This window comes from Aeromonas sp. S41-2 (genome assembly GCF_027705845.1).
GTDB lineage: Bacteria > Pseudomonadota > Gammaproteobacteria > Enterobacterales > Aeromonadaceae > Aeromonas > Aeromonas hydrophila.
Map to the genome: position 1 here is coordinate 703 of NZ_JAPDCG010000024.1, position 744 is coordinate 1,446.

The window sequence follows — 744 nt, forward strand, 5'->3', positions numbered from 1 at the left end:
ACGGGCCTGCGCCAGACAATGCCCATACGAGGTAACCATCGGCGGAGCGTGGAGGCTGCCACATTGAGCCCTGTTAACCGATTGATTTTTATAGCCAATAGTTCAGTACACCAACGGCTGCGCACTCCTAATTTGGGATTGAGGTCTATATCGACTTCATCCTCATAAAACACCGGATTATCGGCATCACAGCGGGCCAGCGCGGCGTCGATATTCGCCATTTTTTCCTGATAGGCTGGGTCTTTTATCCGCAAGGTCGGCACGGGCCTGCGCCAGACAATGCCCATACGAGGTAACCATCGGCGGAGCGTGGAGGCTGCCACATTGAGCCCTGTTAATCGATTGATTTTTATAGCCAATAGTTCAGTACACCAACGGCTGCGCTGATAACCAAAATCTTGCGGAGAAAACTGCATGAGCAGCACCAGTAAGGTGACAATCTTGGCGATAGGTAAGACTGGGGCACGGCCAGCCGGTAAGGCTTCTAGCGCATCTATGCCTTCATCTCGATACCACCGAAGCCAACGACCGATGGTCGAGCGCGCAGCGCCGGTAAGGTGATGAACATCGGTGATCGTGCGTCCTTCATGTAACAGCAAGATGGCCATCAAGCGACGAGCATGTCCTTTATCACGGGTGGCATGGATGATTTTGTGAATGCGGCGCCGTTGTGGTCGTGGCAGAGGTGGTAGGATAGGCATCAACTCAGTCCTTTGGGTGTGGCTTGTTTTGTTTAGCGACTAA

Annotated in this window: 2 pseudogenes; both read right to left on the reverse strand. The window is 53.0% G+C overall.

Annotated features, from left to right (window positions below):
* A pseudogene (locus OKC44_RS22225) lies at positions 1-122 on the reverse strand (winged helix-turn-helix domain-containing protein); the annotation flags it as partial.
* Positions 123-125: 3 nt separating this feature from the next.
* Positions 126-695, reverse strand: a pseudogene (locus OKC44_RS22065) (IS630-like element ISAhy2 family transposase); the annotation flags it as partial.
* Positions 696-744 lie beyond the last annotated feature (49 nt).